The sequence below is a fragment of the Pseudacidovorax sp. RU35E genome, from assembly GCF_900156165.1.
In the GTDB taxonomy this organism is placed as follows: domain Bacteria; phylum Pseudomonadota; class Gammaproteobacteria; order Burkholderiales; family Burkholderiaceae_C; genus Xenophilus.
This window is the reverse complement of sequence record NZ_FTMY01000001.1, coordinates 337,219-356,973: the sequence shown is the minus strand read 5'-3', so window position 1 is coordinate 356,973 and position 19,755 is coordinate 337,219. Positions and strand designations below refer to the sequence as shown.

The following is a 19,755-nucleotide window of genomic DNA, read 5'->3' as shown; positions in this document are numbered from 1 at the left end:
GGCGGATGGGGTGCCAGGCTGAGTGGCATGGTCAACAGAAGTGAACTGCTGTATCGACCCAGTGAAAACCTGCTCAGGTGTTATCTTTGAAAGGAAGACACCGTGAGTACGTTGATGGAAGAAGAGATCAAGCGCTGGACGGCCAAGCGCAAGACGGCGTTGGTACTGGAGATCATCCAGGGCAAGACGAGCGTGTCGGAGGCGAGCCGTGCCTACGACCTGCCGCCCTCGGAGATCGAGGGCTGGGTGGAGGATGGTCGCAAGGGCATGGAGAACGCCCTGAAGGCGAACCCGCAGGATGTGCGTGAGCAGTACGAGCGCCAGCTCAAGGACCTGCAGGAGGCCTATGGCGAGGCGATGCTGGAGTTGCGTGCCCGAAAAAAATTGCAGTCCCTGCTGGGCGAGGACGAGAAGTGATCGAGACGATCCGCCAGGGACTGCAGGCCGAAGGCATCATCGTCTCGATCAGCAAGCTGTGCCGTTGGTTTGGCGTGCCGCGCCGCAGCGTGTATTACAAGCCGGTGAAGGCAGCACCGAAGCTGCAGGAGCATTTGGTCATGCCGGTCAAGGCCATGATCGAGGAGAACCCCTCATTCGGCTACCGCACGGTGGCGCACCTGCTCGGATTCAACAAGAACACTGTGCAGCGCATCTTCCAGCTCAAGGGCTGGCAGGTGCGCAAACGACCGGTAGGCTTTCGCCCAAGGATTCAATCGTTGCCTTCGGTGGCAAAAGCGCCGAACGAACGCTGGTCGACCGACATGTGCGGGGTGTGGGCGGGGCGTGATGGCTGGACGACGATGGCGCTGGTGATCGACTGCCACAGCCGGGAGTTGCTGGGCTGGCATCTATCGCGCAGCGGGAGATCGAAGACGGCGGAGTCGGCGCTGGAGCAGGCGCTGATCGCGCGGTTCGGCACGCTGGGCCGGGTGCCGACACCGTTGCTGCTGCGCTCGGACAACGGCCTGGTGTTCACCAGCCGCAGCTTCACGGCGCTGGTCAGGAGCTACGGGTTGCGCCAGGAGTTCATCACGCCGCACAGCCCCGAGCAGAACGGGCTGGTCGAGCGGGTGATCCGTACGCTCAAGGAGCAGTGCGTGCATCGACATCGATTCGAATCGCTGCAACACGCCAGCCGTGTGATCGGCGACTGGATCCATTTCTACAACCACCGGCGCCCGCACCAGGCGCTGAACATGAGGACCCCTGCTGAAGCGTTTGCATTAGCGGCATGACCTGAGCAGGTTTCGCTGGGTCAATACACTGCTGCAGGCATCGTTAGTCCGCCCTGAACAACCCGTAAGCCGTTGATCTTGCGCGAAGTTTTGCGGCTGGGTGGGCGCGGGATTTGCAAGGTATAGGCTCAGCAGAACCTGTTTTCTTGCAATTTCCACCGAGGATTTCCGATGGGCCCGAAGCCTTCGCAGCCGCAAACGGCCGAGCTGTTCCGTCCAAGGCTGGACGAGCAGATCAACATGAAGCACGCGCTGGTCAAGCTGGCGGCACTGATCGACTGGGCCGAGATCGAGCGCACGTTCGCGATCTCGTTCACCTCCGGGCGCGGCCGTCCCGCTTTGTCGGCGCGCCTGGTCGCCGGGCTGCTGTACCTGCAGCACACCTTCGATGCTTCCGACGAAGCCGTGGTCAACACCTGGATCGAAAACCCGTACTGGCAGTTCTTCTGTGGCGAGACCTACCTGCAGACCGAGGCGCCCATCGATCCGTCCAGCCTCACGCGCTGGCGCCAGCATGTCGGAGAAGAAGGTGTGGAAGCGTTGCTGGCCGCCAGCATCGACGCCGCCCGGCGTGGTGGCGTGATCCAGAAGGCCAGCGTGCAGCAGGTCATCGTGGACACCACGGTGATGCCCAAGGCCATTGCCCATCCCACCGACAGCCGGCTGCTCGACAGGAGCCGCCAGCACCTGGTCAGGGCCGCCGAGGACAACGGCCTGCGGCTGCGCCAGAACTACAAGCGCGTGGCGCCGCGCCTGGCCGCGCAGATTGGGCGCTACGCGCACGCCAAGCAGTTCAAGCGCATGAGAAAGGCCGTGCGCACGCTGCGCACCCGCGTGGGCCGCGTGCATCGCGAGGTGCAGCGCCAACTGCACGAGTTGCCAGAGGCAGCCAGAGCCCGGGTTCAGGATCTGCTGCAGCGCACCGGTCGCATCCTGACCCAGCGCACGAAGGACAAGAACAAGCTGTACGCCCTGCACGCCCCCGAAGTGGAGTGCATCAGCAAGGGCAAAGCCCGAACCCCTTACGAGTTCGGCGTGAAGGTGAGCATCGCCACCACGTTGAAAGAGGGCTTGGTGGTGGGCATGCGCTCCATGCCGGGCAATCCGTACGACGGCCATACGCTGGCCGAGACGCTGGAGCAGGTGGGCATCCTGACCGGCACGGACAGGCCGCCGGCGACCGCGATTGTGGACAAGGGCTATCAGGGCATGCAGATCGAGGGCGTGCGCATCCTGCGCTCGGCCAGAGGCGGGGCCTGAGCAAAACCCTCAAGGCCATGATCAAGCGAAGAAGCGCCATCGAGCCGGCCATCGGGCACATGAAGATGGACGGGCGCCTGGTGCGTATTTCGGCGATCGTGACCGCCCGTTCCGGGATCGTGACCGGCGATTTCGGGATCGTGACCGAGTGGACCGGTGCCGTGACCGGCGAGGTCTGAAGGGAATGAAAGGGTTGCGTATGACTGACCCGCGGGGCCATAGGCTGCCGGCCTTTAGCCGGAGCGCCGATGGCACCGCCAACGATGGACATACGCATGATCAAGGATGTATTGCGACTGAAGCTGCACGGCGGCCTGTCGCATGAAGCAATCGCCCGGAGCCTGTCGGTCTCCAAGGGCGTGGTGACGAAGTACGTGGCGCTGGCCGGCGCTGCGGGCCTGAACCGCTGGGAGGCCGTCGAGCCGCTGGGCCAGGCCGAGCTGGAACGGCGGTTGTTCGGCACCTCGGCCGAGCAGCGCCGCGTGGCCCAGCCCGACTTCGCCCGCGTGCACGTCGAACTGCGCCGCAAGGGCGTGACGCTGACGCTGCTGTGGGAGGAATACCGCGCCGCCCACCCCGGCGAGCGCACCTGGGGCTTCACCCAGTTCTGCGAGCACTACAAGCGCTACGCCAGGACGCTCAAGCGCTCCATGCGCCAGCAGCACCGCGCCGGCGAGAAGCTGTTCGTGGACTACGCGGGGCCCACCCTGGCACTGGCCGACGGCGCTCGCGGCCAGGTGTTCGTGGCGGCCCTGGGGGCGTCCAGCTATACCTTCGCCTGCGTGACGGCGGACCAGTCGATGCGCTCGTGGCTGGGCGCCATCGGCCGGGCGCTACGCTTCATTGGCGGCGTGCCGCAGATGATCGTGCCCGACAACGCCCGTGCGCTGATCGCCGAGCCCGACCGCTACGAGCCGCGCGCCAACGACACCGTGCTGGACTTCGCGCGCCACCACGACGTGTCGATCCTGCCGGCACGCCCCTACAGTCCGCAGGACAAGGCCAAGGTGGAATCGGCCGTGCAGGTGGTCGAGCGCTGGATCCTGGCGCGGCTGCGCCACCAGCGCCTGGCAGACGTGCGGGCCGCCGACCTGGCCGTCAGCGAGTTGCTGGCGCTGCTCAACGGCCGTCGCATGCAGAAGCTCGACGCCACGCGCGCGAGCCTGTTCGCCGCCATCGACGCCCCGGCGCTGCGGCCGCTGCCCACGCAGCCATGGACCTGGGCGCGCTGGAAGGCGGTGACGGTGCACATCGACTACCACGTCGAGGTCGAGGGCCATCGCTACAGCGTGCCGCACGCGCTGGTGGGCACGAAGCTGGAGGCCCGCATCGGCGATGCCCTGGTCGAGCTGATGCATCGCGGCGAGCGCGTGGCCGTGCATGCCCGCAGCGACCGGCGCGGCGGCTTCACCACGCGCGACGACCACATGCCCGCGGCCCACCGCGCCCACAAGGACTGGACGCCTCAGCGGCTGATCCACTGGGGCGCCAGCATCGGCGCGAGCACTGGCCGCTTCGTGACCACGATGCTCGAGCGCCACCGCCACCCCGAGCACGGCTACCGCGGCTGCCTGGGGCTGCTGAGCCTGGCCAAGCGCTACGGTCCGACGCGTCTGGAGGCCGCGTGCGCCAAGGCCATCGAGATCGACGCTGTCTACTACCGCCACGTGCGCGACATCCTGGCGCGCGGGACGGACCGGGTGTCCAGCGCCGGCACTGACGCACCAGCAGACGCCGCCTGGGTCAGCCCCGCCCACGACAACGTCCGTGGCCCCGGCTACTACCACTGAGCAGGGGGCGGTCGACATGTTGATCAACGACACGCTGCAACGCCTGAGCGAACTGCGCCTGGCCGGCATGGCCGCAGGTCTGCAGGAGCAGCTCACCAACAGCGCCTGCGCGGGCCTGGGCTTCGAGGAGCGCCTGGCGCTGCTGGTGGACCGGGAGCTGCATCACCGCCACGACAAGCGCCTGGCGGCCCTGCTCAAACGCGCCCGACTGAAGTAGTCCGCCCTGAACAATCCCGTTCTCAGCCGCAGGCAGGTCGGTTGTTGAGCGAATGGGCAATCAGCGCAGCGATGACCTTCTGCACCGAAAGCCCGATGCGGGCGCAATAAAGCCGCAGCGCGGCCAGGATCAGGCGCAGGTTGTGCCCGGCGCCGCACATCACCGCGTGCAGCGCATCGCCAAGCGCTCCCTTGAGCGGGTTTCGGCCCAAGCGCCCATCCGTCTTCATGTGACCGATCGCCGGTTCGATGGCACTGCGCCGATGGATCATTGCCTTCAAGGTCCGTGTGACACCTCGCTTCTGGCCCGAGCGCAGGATCCGGACTCCTTCGATCTCCACGCCCTGATAGCCCTTGTCCACGATGGCGATGATCGGCTTGCGCTCGGCCAGGATGCTCACCTGCTCCAGTGTCTCGGCCAGCGTGTGACCGTCGTATGGATTGCCCGGCATGCTGCGCATTCCAACGACCAGCCCCTCCTTCAAGGTCGTCGCGATGCTCACCTTCACACCGAACTCGTAGGGCGTTCGGGCCTTGCCTTTGGAGATGCATTCGACCTCGGGGGCGTGCAAGGCGTAGAGCTTGTTCTTGTCTTTGGTGCGCTGCGTGAGGATGCGGCCGGTGCGAGCCAGCAGGTCCTTCACCTTGGCCTGCGCCTTCTCGGGCAATTCACCGAGCCGACGCGCCACCTCGCGCTGCACCCGGCCGACACGCGAGCGCAGGGTACGACCCGTACGGCGCATGCGCTTGAATTGCTTGGCATGGGCGTAGCGTCCGATCTGGGTGGCCAGTCGTGGTGCGATGCGGTTGTAGTTCTGGCGCAGGCTCAGGCCATGTTCTTCGGCCACCTTCACCAAGTGCTGCCGGCTCTTCTCCAGCAGAGCGCTGTCGGTGGGGTGCGCGATCGCCTTGGGCATGACAGTGGTGTCGACGATGACTCGATCCACACTGGACGCCTTTACGACGCCACCGCGCCGGGCTGCTTCGATGGTTGCCATCAACAGGGTCTCCACGCCTTGCTCGCCGATGCGCTTCCTCCAGCGCGTGAGGCTGCTCGGATCGATGGGCGCTTCGGTCTGCAGGAACACCTCGCCGCAGAAGTACTGCCAATACGGATTCTCGACCCAGGTGCTGACCACAGCTTCATCGGAGGCATCAAAGGTGTGCTGCAGGTAGAGCAAGCCCGCGATCAGGCGCGGCGCCAGGGCCGGCCGCCCTCGCGCGGACGTGAAAGGCTCGGTGAAGGTGCGCTCGATCTCGGCCCAGTCGATCAGGCCGGCCAGGCGCACGAGCGCGTGGCGCATGTTGATCTGCTGGTCCAGGCGAGAGCGGAACAGGTCTTCGCTCTCGGGCGCTGCTGGCTTGGGTCTCATGCACAAACCTCGTCAGAAATTGCAGGGAAATGGCGCTCTACACCCTATTACCTTGCAAATTGCGCACCAGCGAAAGTAAGGAATCTACAGGTTCATCAGGGACTTGCGAGTTGTTCAGGGCGGACGAAGTACCCGCAAGCCTGCATCGAGGACGTTCAGGCTGGCACCGGCCGGGGCCTGGAGCGCAACGCCTTCACGCAGCTGGCGCTGTCGCGCTGGGTCGAGCAGGGCATGACGGTGTCCATCATTGGCCCGACGGGCTCGGGCAAGAGCTGGCTGGCGTGCGCGCTGGCGCAGCAGGCCTGCCGGCGGGGGCACTCGGCGCTGTACCTGCGGGTGCCGCGCCTGGCCGAGGAACTGCGCATCCTGCACGGCAAGGGTGGCTTTGCGGCGTGGCTGGCGAATCTGGCGCGCACCGAGGTGCTGGTGCTCGATGACTGGGCCCTGGCCCCGCTGGAGCCGGCAAGCCGGGCCGACCTGCTGGAGGTCATTGACGACCGTGCCGGCACCGCCGCTCGCGCCACGATCCTGACCACGCAATTGCCGGTGGAGCACTGGCATGCCTGGCTGGGCGACCCGACCATGGCCGATGCCATCCTGGACCGACTGCTGGCCAAGGAGCACCGCCTCAGCCTCAGGGGCGACTCGCTGCGCCGCGCTGCGGGCAGCGCTCAGCCCAACGACAAGGGAGGCCCCGAACAGACCCAGTAAGCCCCAAAACTACACTGACCCCGCGCAACCCGCCTCTACAGCCTCGCGCCGGTCACGATCCCGAAATCAGCGGTCACGATCGCCGAAATACGCACCTGGCTCGCAACCCGCTCAAGGGCGCGCTGGGAGATGCGCTGCACGCGGTGATGTGCGGCGCCGGGCACAACCTGCGCCTGATCCTGGCCGCCCTGCGGCTTTATTGCGCCCGCATCGGGCTTTCGGTGCAGAAGGTCATCGCCGCGCTGATCGCCCATTCGCTCAACAACCGACCTGCCTGCGGCTGAGAACGGGATTGTTCAAGGCAGACTCAATACACGCACGCCGGGCTGCGGCCACCACCTTGTGGCGCGCGATCTCCAACAGGCGCGAATCCACCGGGTGCGCGATGGCCTTCTCCTGCACCGTGATGTCCACGATCACCCACTCGAACTCGGCGGGACCGATCGCCTTGGCGGACACGGCCGTGTCGATGGTGGCCTTGAGGAACTCCTGCCGGCCTCGCCGATGGCGGCGCGAAAGCGTCCGATCTGCGTGGCATTGCAGGGCGGGCGCGGCTCGTAGTAGGTCATGCCGCTGAAGAACTGCCATTGCACGTTCTCGGCCCATCGCTCGACCAGTTCCTCGTCGCTGAGCGTGTAGGCATGCTTCAGGTACAACAGGCTGGCCATCAGGCGGATGGGAAGGCGCGGGCGCCCTGCCGCGGCGACACCGGCGCCGGCAAGCTGCAGTGAGGGCCGAAGAGATCGTCTTATTCGAGCAGCCGGCCGGCGCGTGCGCGACGTGCGAAGTAAGGCGCCAGAGCCGCTTCGATCTGCGCCCAGGGCAGCCGGCTCACCAGCACCGCCAGCGGATGCGAAGGTTGATCATTTCGGCCAGACGGGGGCGAAAGAAGTCGGGCGTGTCGCTACGCTCAGCCATGCAAACCGCTTAGAAATCAGCTGCCTGTACAACGATTCCTGGGGATTCGGTGCACCGTAACGCGCAAGAAGGCCGGCATTCTTGCGGGAGGGAGGGGTTTTGCAGGGCCGAATTGCTAGCATCATGCGATCCTCAGACTGCAGTTTGTGATATCTCTTGGTCGACATGCTCGGAACATGTTGGCTGTAGTTTCTCGCAGCTATCGCACTTCAGGTTAAATCCGCCGAAGCCTACAACTTCAACGGCAACTCACTCGCAGCTATCTTTAACTATTTCTTACGCGAGCTTGTACGCCAAATTTTTTAACCTCATTACAGTAGGGCGTCTATCGTACGCTGTCTAGAAAAAATGTACTGAACTCCCTCAGCATCCGAACTACGGGCCTGTTCACCAACACTAGCGGACGGTGCTAGATCACAATTTCTCAATTTTAAAACTTCATAAACCTTTGCAGAAAACATCTGCAATTGCCAACCGGAACAGACATGCCCATGATTATATTTACCGACCAAGGTAGCCAACTCTGAATCATCATCGCATATGGCCAAAATTCGGCATTTTGCAGCAATTAAATTAGGTAGCTTAGACGGGAGAGAACCATCACCAGTGCCAACTCTCTGAGGTATTATTTGGATCGTTGATGACAGATATAGGCTCTGCAATTTATCCTCGGCAACAAGATCGTGCAAATGCATCCTGGAGGAACCACCTTTGAGATCTAAGGCAATTTTCATCTTTTCAATCTCGGGCCCAGAAGAAAAAATATGACAATGGATGCCTTCATCGTTTTCTGCCAAATTCAGAAAGAAAGAAAACAATTGCGCCGGATTCTGCTTTTCACCCAATGCGCCCGAATAAACAACATGAGCAACATTTTCATCGCCATTTGAGTAATCTTCAAAAAAATTCGATTCCCCCTTACAATTTGACATTGTTACAAAGGGGTAGCATACTTCTGCTTTATCTCCGTCAACGCCATATTCTTTAATAGCGACATTTCTCATTGACTCAGAAAGGAATATGAGCTTATCCAATCGGCGAAACAAAGCCCTCTCGACGACCTTTACCGTCGTGGCGACAAACCGCCTAAAACCTGAGGGGCTGGCTTCAGCATGTATACCTTGAAGATCATGAACCACACCAATGACAGGAATTTTTTTTGAGAATTTCCATAAAATTGGCAGTATATAAAGACTGGGAGGTAAAACGCAAATCACTCGATCAACATTTTTCTTAAATTTTAAAATAGTTATTGCGATAAAAATGAAAAACCAACTCTCCAAAATAATTCGGCGCAATATTGGAGACTTTGGATATCTTACTGCGAGACCGCCACGAACGACAGAATACGTAGTATCACCATCGTTGCATTTACGTGGCCGCCAATCTGGATAAGTTGGATACCCGCATACCACTGTGACCTTTTCACCCGCTAAGACTAAGCCTTCTACTAAAGAAGCATTATATTTTCCGGTAGAAATTGGTTCAGGCGCGAAAAATGGCGACAAAAATAGGATCATGATAAAATAATGAGCAGCGACGATTTAATCAATATTGCTTTAGGAACTTCATCGCTCGATTGCAATTTCTTTAACAATTTCTCTGACGGCCTTATCGTTTTTCTTACGAAATTCTAAATGGTTATGATATACCTTAGCCGATAGCTTTAAGAAATCTTCACTTACGCTAATCCATTTAGAAATGATAGCGACGGCTTGCTCGACAAAGTCTGTTGCATCGGATGCAGTCAAATTCAAACCCTTTTCGTTAAATGACGCAATACATCCTGTGGATCTTGCTATAACGGGAACGCATCTGCTGTGTGCCTCATGAATGACGAGGCCTTCTGATTCAGTATGGGTAGGGAAAAGCAAGCAGTCTATGGAGTCGAGCATGCCTGTCTTGTCGTTACCGTAAACAGGGCCCACATAATGTGCTGATTTCACTTGCTGGATGAAATTTGTAACTGCCCGCTCTGAAGAAGCGTCTTGAAATTGACCAGCAATGATAAAATTTAACTCCGGGAATACCTTGGACAAAACAATGGCCGAATCTATGAACTCAAATATCCCCTTTTCCGCAGAAATATTGCTTAGGAAACCCACCGTCCTGAGCTTCGCTCGTACCGACGGTACTTTCTCAACCTCCGGCAAGCAAATTACACCTGATATCACTCTGGTGTTCGAAATTATTGAATACATGTTGGCTAGTTCAAGCGCCATTTTTTCGCAAGCTGCTATGTGAATAGCGCTTTTTCCGGCAACCTTGAATAAAATGCTAGCTAGAAAATTTTTTCTTTCAATATATAGGTAGCCATGATGATGGAGATATACATTTTTTCCGTGAAACCTAGCAATGCATACGAATAAGAGGTCGTAAATCTGCCCAAGACGACCAGAAACAGAAAGATATATTTTTCCACCTTCCCGGCTAATACACCAGAGATGAAATTTATATAGCAAACCTATTATTCTAATGAATTTTCGCGCGCGAGCGACCGGTGTTCTCAGTCGGTAGACTTTAGGGGAACAGTCAATAGTTTCCACATTCTCTGATCCGTATGCAACCAACAAAGAATGAATCATTGACGTTACGGCTGACATCCCGTTCAGTGGCGGGGGAAACATTCCTACCACGCAAACTTGAGAGATATTTCCAAACGAGCGATGTTTTTTTTGGGCAAACATAATCAAAATTTAAAATTTCCAGGGGCGATCCTATAATTTCTGGCGCAGTGCTTGTTTTATATAAAATTTAAATAACATCCAAGCTGTGGTCAAATTGGCATTGAGCCTCGCCACGGAATCCGTGGAGACCTTCGCGCGATGAGCCTCAAATATTGCGTCTCGCCCACCGTGGCTGATTCCACCCGATAACATGAGCGCCACAGGCTCATTCAAATATGCGGTTCTTAACGTCTCGCCGGCCCTGAGAAGCAGCTGATAGTCCCCTGCGATCCGAAACGACACATCAAAGCTTCCCACCCGCTCAAAGAGCCCTCTAGAGTGGAGGGCTCCGGGATGCGCAATATTCATGTTGTTCCGAAACTTGCGCCAACTCCAAGCGCTCCCTCTTTCTTTAATAATTTTCACCCCATTGTGAACAAGCACTTTTCCGGTGATGAGTTCTGCAGTCGGATGTTCGGTCGCGCACTGCACTAGTTTCTGTAGTCCACTCCTATTGTAATAATCCCCTGCACCCAAAAATGCCAGATAGTCGCCCTTAGCAAAACGCACGCCTTTATTCCAAGCATCATATATCCCATTATCACGTTCGGATATATATCGAAGCCTTTTGTCGGCATAAGCATCCAGAAATGCACGGGTGCCGTCGGTAGAAACGCAATCTACGACTACGATTTCAAGATTTTTATACTCAATCTCCGACAGGTGCAAAAGTGTCTCTTTTAAATTCTTTAAATCATTTAAGACACTTATAATGACCGAAATTAATGGCAATTCTTTCGTCAAATTCACGTTGGACTCGATTCAGAGTTTTTTCGAATACGGTTAGATCTAATCAATTGATTAGAAAAAAGCATCGACATAGCGGCATAGACCGGCAGGGAAAAATACGAGCCAGGTGCGCGCACAAAAAGTAGGCCTATAAGACAAATTGCACCTGAAGCTCTTATTAAAACATCGTACGTATCAGGCTGTCTCATTCCAGCCTCCACCCGTATGAATTTGAACAGCGCACGCCAGGCCTTGATTAGCAGAAATGCAATTATTAAAAATCCAAGAAACCCTAATTCTGAAACGAGCTTAGAGGACATAAAAGAACCGTCTTCGGCGTTCAAAATAATACCGAGAATTGCATCTGATATGAGGGCGGTGTATTTACCGACGTACATGAAGTTTCCACAGCCCATTTGGTTGAAACCCAGACCTATTCCGTTAGTTAAACGGAGGGTTTCGGTCATCTGCGACCAACCGTTTAACCAAACTAATGAGCTTAAATTTTCGTGGTCCGCGGCTGATGCGTCGCCCCCAATAAATAAGTTAATGACTCGGGCTCGCAACTCAGGCGCATCAATAGCACCGCTCAATAAAATTCCGATAAGTGCCCCGACTATTAACGCGGCCGCACTGCTCGCGATGATAAGCCGACGATTGTATCGCTTAATAAATTTTATCACAAATATAATTAGCAAACCTACAATCAGAGTAGTCGAGGATGAGAAAACCAACATGATTAATGTAGTCATCCAAGTTATTAAATCTTTTTTAGACTTAAGATGTCTATAGGCCAAAAATGGAAGAAGGTATATCGCCAAATGTGACGCTTCGAAGAAGAGGCCGGAATTCCTATCAGACCTAAAAGGAGTGATTCCAACGTAATTTAGGATTACGAAGCTCGAGGCCAATAGCATTACAAAATTCGAAAAAAAACGTGACCGTACAAATTCCCCGAAATTACCGTCTCCCAATATGTAGAATGCGATACATAGCAGGGTTAAAGACAAAGCGCCCTTTAGTTCAACGGAGCACTGATCATTCAACAAATATGCAGTCGAACTGTAGGCTATTATTGCCAATAGCAAATAAATCCAGTTCTTTTTTACTTTACCAGTCCTTTCGGAAGTGGCTTTTAGAAAAAATAGCGCAATGCAGAATGCAATAAATCCTGCCGCATTGACCGCACTCCAGTCACCGATTCGCTGATCAAAAAGGTAAATCAGTGCCATCAGAATCAAGACGAACTTCCCTTTTTTTTGTATTGATTCCATTATTATTTTTCGACAGTTTATGATTTTATTAAATTTTCATTTAAAATAATTTAATTTTGACTAATGAATTTATTTTTTACTCTTAGCATTGTTGGAGCAGAAGCGACCAAAAGTACAGTTGCGCCGCAAGCGAAAATAAATATAATCTGCATTGATTTCTCTACTTCACTTGGATATAGCTTAGCGCATAAATAAGACGTGATGAACGCCGCCAATATCGGATACGTTGTGTCTGAGACCATCCATTGAAAGCGGATACCGCGAGCGATTTTTTTAAACATTTGAGATGTCACAAATGCGAGATAAAGAATGTTTATAAAGACCCACGTACTCGCAACACCAATCGCGCCGTAGCCATTTGAAAGTAAAAAGTACAAGGGAGCGCCAAGCATAAGGCTAACTGCCATGCTGCGAGAAGCTAAGGTAGTCCAGCCGTGAGCTAACTGAAGCTGCAACGGAGTCCAGGTAATTGCATTAACTAAGTTTCCTATTGCTAGTAGCGTCAGGATGGCGCCAGAAGCTTGAGCCATCGCGACGTCGTCGGTCCATATTAGCACTATGTACGATCCAAAAATTGACAATATTGACGCTGCAGATCCAACTATTATTGCAACCAAATTGGAACCACCTCGGAAACTATTAATCAGCGCCTTTTCATTCCCTTCTGAGTGCAGCCTGCAAAAATTAGGATAATATGCTTGTGTAATTGGTCCTACAAGCATAAACAACGAACCTGACAGAGTTGTTGCAAGCATATAATAGCCAACACTTTTTAGCTCTATTTGATTAGAGACGAATACCTTGTCTGACTGAGTGAAAATTGATGTCATGATATTCACACCAATCATCCCTATCGCAAAATTTTTTACTCGTTTTAAAGAAGGCACGCTGAATTTGGCTTTGAGAGGCGCCTTGGGCAGATAAACATAACTGCATGCCGCCAGCACAAGGGTTGACAACAGGGAGATGATAGCTTGCCAAATAAAGAACATTTCTAGGGTCGGGGATATGTACTTTAAGGCAACAACGGCGCCCACGGCTCGGAGAGTCGCCGTTGCCGCGCTAACGGTATTAAACAGGACTTGGCGCTGCAGACCTACTAATGAACTTCGATAAAGACCTTCAAGAAATCTTAAAGCGACAACTATGCCCATTATTTGAAACGAGTGGACTATCGTCCCTTTGGAAATTTGAGCCGGCTTGAGCCATACTGCGGATATCCATGAGGCAGATAGCGCTAGCAAAATTATTACGCCCACCGATAGCACAACGGCAAGGATTTCGATGGTTCGAAGTAAATCTCGGACGCCTTGCCTGCTAGCAGGATTATTCTGAATGCTAGCCATCTCTCGCCCTAGTGTTGGCGTCATGCCCATGTCCAGCATAAACATCCAAGCTTGAATAACCGAAAAAATTCCGATTATCCCATATGCTTCAATGCCGAGTATTTTTATGTAAGTAGGAATGAACGCCAAGCCGATGAATGCGACCCACATCTGACCCGCGTAGTTTGCAATCAGATTACGTTTTATCAATTTTTTCATGGCGAGAGCCTGCTAATATTTCTATAGCCTCAAATTAATCTGTAACGCGGTTGCAACGGATAAAGGCTATTTCTTATCACCCTTTGTATTGCTTTTTTCATTCCTTCGGGTAACGGTTGACCGGTCGAGCCGCTTATACCCGCTTTCTTCGGGAGGTTTGGAAAAACCTCTACATTTAACAAATCACGAATTTTTATTCCTACTACGTGCTCGATATATACACCGAGCTTGTCGTTTGCCTCTTTATAACATCCTTTCAAATGTTCGTTATATTGTTCCGTAGCAATGTAAAAAACATCTGTAAGTGCAACGCCAAGGTTTGAAGCAAGTCGCTCTATAATTATCTTGTTCTTTTTGCCAAATTGAATATCATGAATTATTTTATTGATGTTTTGCACCAAATAACGACCAGTAATTTTTATAAATCCTTTATGATTTTGTCCGAACTGATCGATCCAATTATCCAGCATTAAAAATTCTTGAAAGCCTTTTCCTTTGTCAAATTCATCGCTCGGCGCCAGCTCTATTAATTTGCAATTAGGAATGCTAGTGAAATCAGCGTCTTCATTAAGTTGGTAGCCGGAGTTTTCAACAAAATACACTTGAGCATGTTCGGAGTAGTATCTAAGCGCAAGTAGGTATTCGTTCCTTCTTTGAGTTGGATTCGCGTAAGCGGTCAGAATGGAGCGTGGGGTTATAGTACCAGTCAGAACCAGAGGAATTGAGTCTACTGCCATGTCAGATAATTCGCTGATCTACGGATTTTTTTTCTAATTGATTTATTATTTTCTTAGCCGCCAAACTATTTCTTATACTTAGTCTTCTAACACGATTCATAAATTTTTCGCTGAACATTTTTTGATAGAATTCAGGATAATTTTTAACAACTTCGGCGGTTACTTTTGGGATGTTCTCAATCGACGCCCAGATAGCAAAGTGACGGGTAAATATCTTTTCCGTCAACGGCGAGCGTTCAGCAATAACGATGGCACCATTGAGGGCGGCCGGTACAATACGTAGCTCTTCAGCATTGCAGTGATGCTCAGTCTGATGAATATTTATTATTGTTTTAGTTGACTGATAGACTTTCGCGACGCCCCGATAAATTCCGTTTATGTTTTTTACTGGAACGACTTTCGCGAGTTCTTCGAGTATTTTTTTTCGGCGGCCAATATCAGGATTGCCGAACATGGTTATGCACTGATGCGTCCTATCTGCTATTGCTCGTGAAGCGTCATCATTTATTAGCGGTACGAAATAAAAGTGTTTTTTTGTTAGCGTAACGTAGGCAGGGGAATGCTTGACGTTTATTAAATTCGCTCGGCTGTAATCTAGGATGATGTCCGCTGCTTCAAGCGCGCCTAAATTTACTAGTCGAACAAGATATGTTTCTGCCGTTGAGTCATCAATTCGTATAGAGCCAGCCTCTGCTCCCTCGCTGTCGCGCCCTCCTTCCCTAACCAACGTATGTTCAATTTGAAGAGCAATTCGATATGTTGGCCGTCCGTTTTTTATTCTAGGCTGATGTTCCCCTAAAACTATATTGAATGACGCTTCTGATGCACGTGCTGCCTCGGTGAGTAGGCGTAAACAGTAGTTGTACCATTCCTTAATGTAATATGGAGGAGATGAGTCATACGATAATGTGACCTTGCCACATTGTATATTTCTAATCTTAATTAGATTCTTAGTTTCGATCTTAAAAATTCTAAGAATCTTTTTTATTTGGAACATCATAAATTTTTAGATAATACGTTTTTTAAACAACAAATGCCGCGTTTGCGGCATTTGCTGTTGACCACGAGCTAATATTTATTTTATTAAATAAATAAACTGAGGTGCGAAGTTAGTAGGAGCCTTTGTGTTTCACAAATACACTCACCGTCTTTAATAGCAAGCAAATATCACCAAAAGCGCTGCGGGTGTGTACATAGCTCACGTCCAGAGCGACTCGCTCACCGTAACTCAGATCGGAACGCCCACCAACCTGCCAGGGTCCGGTGATGCCCGGACGCACACTGCCATACAGGGGGGCATACAGGCCGTAGTATTGCTCCAGTTCCTTGCGCACCACGGGGCGCGGGCCGACCAGGCTCATGTCGCCCATCAGCACGTTCCAGAACTGGGGCAGTTCGTCCAGGCTGGTCTTGCGGATGAAGCGACCGAAGCGGGTGATGCGCGGGTCGTTCTTGAGCTTGAAGGTGGCTTCCCACTCCGCGCGAGCGGCGGGGTCGGTCTCCAGCAGGTGGCGCAGCACCTCTTCGGAGTTGGTGACCATCGAGCGGAATTTGAGGCACTTGAACTCGCGACCGCCCCGGCCCATGCGGGGGTGTTTGTAGATGGCGGGGCCGCCCGTGGTCATGAGGACCAGTGCCCAGATGATCATGAAGAGCCACCCGAGGAGCGCGAAGAAGATCAGCGCCCCCACGATGTCCATCGCGCGCTTGAAGAAGCGAGACACAGTCCCTTGCGTCGGGACGGCGTGCGGATGGCTGAAACCGGCGCCTAGGCTCAGTTCGTTATAGGGAGGCTTCATGGTCGGGCAATTTGTGTGAAATTGTTGGCTTGTCCGGGCTGTACTCCGCCTAGGGCTAGGCGTAAACCCGCATCATACGAGACTGCGTTTAACAGTCTCTTAACAAATTTTTGAGGAGTCTCCTCACTTGACGCACTGCAGCATGTAGGCATACGCCGCATGCCCCGTCCCCTTGCGCAGGTCCGGCGCGCTGCCTTGGGGCGCAGATAATCCGCGGCTCCCCCGATCCACAACGACACGCTTCCATGTCCACGATCTCCAAGTCCGACCTTGTCGAGTCCATCGCAGCGGCGCTGCAGTACATCAGCTACTACCACCCCGCCGACTACATCGCCCACCTGGCCAAGGCCTACGAGCGCGAGCAGAGCCCCGCCGCCAAGGATGCGATGGCGCAGATCCTCACCAACAGCAAGATGAGCGCCACCGGCCACCGGCCCATCTGCCAGGACACGGGCATCGTCAACGTCTTCCTGAAGGTTGGCATGGACGTGCGCTGGGAAGGCTTCGGCACCGGCAGCCTCGACGACGCCATCAACGAAGGCGTGCGCCAGGGCTACAACCACCCCGACAACATGCTGCGCGCATCGGTTGTCGCCGACCCGCAGTTCGCCCGCAAGAACACCAAAGACAACACGCCCGCCGTGATCTTCACGGAGATCGTGCCCGGCAGCACCGTCGACGTGACGGTGGCGGCCAAGGGCGGGGGCAGCGAGAACAAGAGCAAGATGGTCATGCTCAACCCGGGCGACAGCGTGGTCGACTGGGTGCTCAAGACGGTGCCGACCATGGGCGCCGGCTGGTGCCCGCCGGGCATGCTGGGCATCGGCATCGGCGGCACCGCCGAAAAGGCCGTGCTGATGGCCAAGGAGAGCCTGATGGACAGCCTCGACATGCACGAGCTGCAGGCCAGGTCGGCCCGCGGCGAGGCACTGACGCAGGTCGAAGAACTGCGCCTGGAGCTCTACCAGAAGGTCAACGCCCTGGGCATTGGCGCGCAGGGCCTGGGCGGCCTGGCCACGGTGCTGGACGTCAAGATCAAGATGTACCCGACGCACGCGGCCAGCAAGCCGGTGGCGATGATTCCCAACTGTGCAGCCACGCGCCATGCGCACTTCGTGCTGGACGGCTCCGGCCCCTCGTTCATCGAGGCGCCATCGCTGGACCTGTGGCCCAAGATCGACTGGGCGCCCGACTACAACAAGAGCAAGCGCGTCGACCTGAACACCCTCACGCCCGAGGTCGTCGCCAGCTGGAAGCCGGGCGACACGCTGCTGCTGAACGGCAAGATGCTCACCGGCCGCGACGCCGCGCACAAGCGCATCCAGAACATGCTGGCCAAGGGCGAGAAGCTGCCGGTGGACTTCACCAACCGCGTCATCTACTACGTGGGCCCGGTCGATCCGGTGGGTGACGAGGCCGTGGGCCCCGCTGGTCCGACGACCGCTACCCGCATGGACGGCTTCACCGACATGATGCTGGCCAAGACGGGCCTGATCGCCATGATCGGCAAGGCCGAGCGCGGCCCGGTCGCCATCGAGGCCATCAAGAAGCACAAGAGCGCGTACCTGATGGCCGTGGGCGGCGCTGCCTACCTGGTGAGCAAGGCGATCAAGCAGGCCAAGGTGGTGGGCTTCGAAGACCTGGGCATGGAAGCCATCTACGAGTTCGACGTGGTCGACATGCCCGTCACGGTGGCCGTGGACGCCGGCGGCACCAGCGCACACATCACCGGCCCGGCCGAGTGGAGCAAGCGCATCGCCACGGGCGAGTTCAAGGGCATCGAACTGGCTTCGGCCTGAGCGATGGAGCGCAGCGCGCCGGTGGGCGTGTTCGACAGCGGCGTGGGCGGCCTGAGCGTACTGGCCGCGCTGCGGTCGCGCCTGCCGGGCGAGCGCTTCATCTACTACGCGGACACGGCGCATGCGCCCTACGGCGAGCGCGGCGACGCCTTCGTGGTCGACCGGACGCTGCAGGTCGCCGAGTTGCTGGTGCGAGAACACGGCGTCAAGGCGCTGGTGGTTGCCTGCAACACGGCCACCGCGGCGGCCATCCACCTGCTGCGCGAGGCGTGGCCCGGCATGCCCATCGTGGGGGTGGAGCCGGCCCTCAAGCCCGCACTGGCCCTGACGCGCACCGGGCACGTGGCGGTGCTCGCCACCCGCGGCACGCTGGCCAGTCGCAAGTTCGGCGTGTTGGTCGAGCGACTGGCTGGCGCTGCCCACACTGTGCGCACGGTGGCTTGCGACGGCCTGGCCGATGCCATCGAGCAGGCCGACACAGAAAGCGTTCGAGCGTTGTGCCAACGCTACATCCAGGAGGTCGGCCCGCTGGGCGACCACGTCGGCCAAGTCGATGTGGTGGTGCTGGGCTGTACGCACTACCCGTTTGCCCAGGTCCATCTCACGGCGGCTGCCGGCGGCGGCGTGCGCTTCGTCGAAACCGGGGAGCCCGTGGCAAAGCAGACCGCCCGCCTCCTCGCCGAGGCGAAGCTCGACCAGCCGGAGGACACCGGCGGCGGATTGACACTGCTGAGCAGCGGAGACGGTGGAAATCTGCATCGGGCGGCCGATCGCTGGCTTCTTATCCCTCAATTGGTGAGGCAACCACACCTACAAGGTGCGCCGATGCGCCACTCTGGCGCGGCATGATACGAGATGGTGCAATCATTCTTGACACTGTTTCTGTTGATGACACTGAGCTTGGCAAGTGGTATCGCAACAGCGGCGTGTGACAGCGGTTTGGCAGAACGGATGCTTGCGCAGACCCATCCCCACCGCGCCAGCGACGCCACGCTCAGCGATTGCAAAAGTTGGTCCACATTCGTCGGAAAAACCATCGTTGTGTTGCCACTGCAACACGCGGTGACAGACCGCGGCGCGCGCACCTTCGATGTCGAGCTGGTGGTGGTGCAGCGGCCCGACAACGGAAACACCGAGCGCGACCAGATCGCCGCGCGGCTGTTGATGCCAGAACTGCTGATAGAGGACGCCGACCTGCGCGTGCAGGAACTGCATGTGGACACCGGGAGGTACCGGCTCTCGGACGGGGTGCATGCCTTCGGCTTGCGGGTGCTCTACCGTGGCCAGGACCCTGCCAAGCCCTACTTTGCCGAGACGCTGCGGCTGTTCGCCTACGACCGCAAGACGATCAGGCCGGTGCTGGATGAACTGGTGCTGCGGCGCGACTCCGGTCGCTGGGACCTGAGCTGCCATGGGCGCTTCGAGGAGATGCGCAGCCAGTTCGGCGTGCGCCCGCCTGCCGCTCGTTCATCGGACGCCTGGGCGGAATTGACGGTGAGGCGCATCACGCTGGTACGCAACATGGTGCTGGATGCGGCCGGCGACTGTCAGGAGCTCGCGGAGCCGCCGAGCTATAGCACCGTGACGCTCAAGGCCCGCAATGGCCGCTATGAAATTCCGCCTGCGCTGCGCGCGCCCTGATCG

The 19,755-nt window shown here is 56.1% G+C and carries 18 protein-coding genes and 2 pseudogenes; 10 read left to right on the top strand and 10 right to left on the bottom strand.

Annotated features, from left to right (window positions below; all coding sequences use genetic code 11):
- Nucleotides 1-102: 102 nt before the first annotated feature.
- From BXA03_RS01480 to BXA03_RS01460, 5 genes and pseudogenes are all read left to right on the top strand, one after another.
- Nucleotides 103-417 (top strand): DUF1153 domain-containing protein, encoded by a 315-nt coding sequence (locus tag BXA03_RS01480; RefSeq protein ID WP_076503396.1) that lies wholly within the window; start codon nucleotides 103-105, stop codon nucleotides 415-417.
- Nucleotides 414-1,235, top strand: a complete 822-nt coding sequence (locus BXA03_RS01475) for an IS3 family transposase (protein ID WP_076503395.1) — start codon at nucleotides 414-416, stop codon at nucleotides 1,233-1,235. The genes BXA03_RS01480 and BXA03_RS01475 overlap by 4 nt, the downstream gene beginning before the upstream one ends.
- Before the next feature lie 171 nt (nucleotides 1,236-1,406).
- A pseudogene (locus BXA03_RS01470) lies at nucleotides 1,407-2,581 on the top strand (IS5 family transposase); the annotation flags it as partial.
- A gap of 162 nt (nucleotides 2,582-2,743) precedes the next feature.
- A complete protein-coding gene (gene istA, locus BXA03_RS01465) occupies nucleotides 2,744-4,285 on the top strand; it encodes an IS21 family transposase (protein ID WP_076503394.1) in 1,542 nt (513 codons plus the stop codon).
- Between the two features lie 16 nt (nucleotides 4,286-4,301).
- On the top strand, nucleotides 4,302-4,502 hold the full coding sequence (locus tag BXA03_RS01460; RefSeq protein ID WP_076503393.1) for an ATP-binding protein: 201 nt from the start codon (nucleotides 4,302-4,304) through the stop codon (nucleotides 4,500-4,502).
- Nucleotides 4,503-4,524: 22 nt separating this feature from the next.
- Here the strand turns inward: BXA03_RS01460 and BXA03_RS01455 are convergent, their stop codons facing one another.
- Nucleotides 4,525-5,874: an IS5 family transposase gene (locus BXA03_RS01455; protein ID WP_076503392.1), complete on the bottom strand. Its 1,350-nt coding sequence runs from the start codon at nucleotides 5,872-5,874 to the stop codon at nucleotides 4,525-4,527.
- Here BXA03_RS01455 and BXA03_RS01450 point away from each other — a divergent pair.
- Both BXA03_RS01450 and BXA03_RS27525 read left to right on the top strand, forming a co-directional pair.
- Nucleotides 5,797-6,585 (top strand): ATP-binding protein, encoded by a 789-nt coding sequence (locus BXA03_RS01450; RefSeq protein WP_234983560.1) that lies wholly within the window; start codon nucleotides 5,797-5,799, stop codon nucleotides 6,583-6,585. The two genes, BXA03_RS01455 and BXA03_RS01450, sit on opposite strands and share 78 nt — an antisense overlap.
- A 146-nt stretch (nucleotides 6,586-6,731) precedes the next feature.
- Entirely contained in the window at nucleotides 6,732-6,869 is a 138-nt protein-coding gene (locus BXA03_RS27525; protein ID WP_200803317.1) for a hypothetical protein, read from the top strand.
- 25 nt (nucleotides 6,870-6,894) lie between these two features.
- Here the strand turns inward: BXA03_RS27525 and BXA03_RS01445 are convergent.
- The 9 genes and pseudogenes from BXA03_RS01445 to BXA03_RS01420 all read right to left on the bottom strand — a co-directional run.
- Nucleotides 6,895-7,503, bottom strand: a pseudogene (locus BXA03_RS01445) (transposase); the annotation flags it as partial.
- A gap of 311 nt (nucleotides 7,504-7,814) precedes the next feature.
- The gene (locus BXA03_RS26290; RefSeq protein ID WP_083715836.1) at nucleotides 7,815-9,023 is read right to left on the bottom strand and encodes a glycosyltransferase; all 1,209 of its coding nucleotides are present in this window, start codon (nucleotides 9,021-9,023) and stop codon (nucleotides 7,815-7,817) included.
- Nucleotides 9,024-9,071: 48 nt separating this feature from the next.
- Nucleotides 9,072-10,190 (bottom strand): glycosyltransferase, encoded by a 1,119-nt coding sequence (locus tag BXA03_RS26285; protein ID WP_083715813.1) that lies wholly within the window; start codon nucleotides 10,188-10,190, stop codon nucleotides 9,072-9,074.
- A 30-nt stretch (nucleotides 10,191-10,220) separates the two neighbouring features.
- A complete protein-coding gene (locus BXA03_RS01430) occupies nucleotides 10,221-10,979 on the bottom strand; it encodes a glycosyltransferase family 2 protein (protein ID WP_159444693.1) in 759 nt (252 codons plus the stop codon).
- The gene (locus tag BXA03_RS26460; RefSeq protein ID WP_143476184.1) at nucleotides 10,976-12,190 is read right to left on the bottom strand and encodes a hypothetical protein; all 1,215 of its coding nucleotides are present in this window, start codon (nucleotides 12,188-12,190) and stop codon (nucleotides 10,976-10,978) included. The genes BXA03_RS01430 and BXA03_RS26460 overlap by 4 nt, the downstream gene beginning before the upstream one ends.
- A gap of 92 nt (nucleotides 12,191-12,282) precedes the next feature.
- On the bottom strand, nucleotides 12,283-13,776 hold the full coding sequence (locus BXA03_RS01425; RefSeq protein ID WP_083715811.1) for a lipopolysaccharide biosynthesis protein: 1,494 nt from the start codon (nucleotides 13,774-13,776) through the stop codon (nucleotides 12,283-12,285).
- Between the two features lie 29 nt (nucleotides 13,777-13,805).
- Nucleotides 13,806-14,513 (bottom strand): hypothetical protein, encoded by a 708-nt coding sequence (locus BXA03_RS26455; protein WP_143476183.1) that lies wholly within the window; start codon nucleotides 14,511-14,513, stop codon nucleotides 13,806-13,808.
- Between the two features lies 1 nt (nucleotide 14,514).
- Nucleotides 14,515-15,513, bottom strand: coding sequence for a hypothetical protein (locus BXA03_RS26450; protein WP_143476182.1), 999 nt, complete (start codon nucleotides 15,511-15,513; stop codon nucleotides 14,515-14,517).
- Nucleotides 15,514-15,622: 109 nt separating this feature from the next.
- On the bottom strand, nucleotides 15,623-16,312 hold the full coding sequence (locus BXA03_RS01420) for a sugar transferase (protein WP_083715810.1): 690 nt from the start codon (nucleotides 16,310-16,312) through the stop codon (nucleotides 15,623-15,625).
- Between the two features lie 245 nt (nucleotides 16,313-16,557).
- Between BXA03_RS01420 and BXA03_RS01415 the strand changes: the two genes are divergently transcribed.
- The 3 genes from BXA03_RS01415 to BXA03_RS01405 are packed head-to-tail and all read left to right on the top strand — an operon-like array spanning nucleotide 16,558 to nucleotide 19,752.
- A complete protein-coding gene (locus BXA03_RS01415) occupies nucleotides 16,558-18,111 on the top strand; it encodes a fumarate hydratase (protein WP_076503388.1) in 1,554 nt (517 codons plus the stop codon).
- 3 nt (nucleotides 18,112-18,114) lie between these two features.
- Nucleotides 18,115-18,960 (top strand): glutamate racemase, encoded by an 846-nt coding sequence (gene murI / locus BXA03_RS01410; protein WP_076503387.1) that lies wholly within the window; start codon nucleotides 18,115-18,117, stop codon nucleotides 18,958-18,960.
- Between the two features lie 21 nt (nucleotides 18,961-18,981).
- Nucleotides 18,982-19,752: a PA3715 family protein gene (locus tag BXA03_RS01405; RefSeq protein ID WP_143476181.1), complete on the top strand. Its 771-nt coding sequence runs from the start codon at nucleotides 18,982-18,984 to the stop codon at nucleotides 19,750-19,752.
- Nucleotides 19,753-19,755: the final 3 nt, after the last annotated feature.